The sequence below is a fragment of the uncultured Photobacterium sp. genome, from assembly GCF_947502415.1.
Classification (GTDB): Bacteria; Pseudomonadota; Gammaproteobacteria; order Enterobacterales; family Vibrionaceae; genus Photobacterium.
Window position 1 is genome coordinate 1 of sequence record NZ_CANMZV010000115.1, and the last position, 336, is coordinate 336.

Consider the following 336-nt stretch of genomic DNA (forward strand, 5'->3'; position numbering starts at 1 on the left):
TCAACAGAAGCATCATCATTAAAATCGCCTAAAATTACGCCCCAAATCCAATGAGCTGCACCTGACATTCGTTTCCAACTATTTTCCCAAAAGCCTACTTCTCCCCGCTTCGCTTCTTCGATCAACTTTTGGGCATTAGCACCTGGATTATAATTAGGATTTTGCTTGGTTGGCTCATTCGGCATAAAGTCCCGAGTATCTTCACCGTATTCAACCGTAAACTCTCCCGGAGCAACACCGCTAACGGATGCTTTACCTCCGTTATCCAAATTCCCTTTAAATACACCGCCCTTCTGATCAACCAATTTATAAGTTGCGCCCTGCACCGGATCGCCA

Annotated in this window: 1 pseudogene; it reads right to left on the bottom strand. The window is 45.2% G+C overall.

Annotation, left to right across the window (positions count from 1 at the left end):
• Positions 1 to 336: pseudogene (locus tag Q0852_RS23765) on the bottom strand (hypothetical protein); the annotation flags it as partial.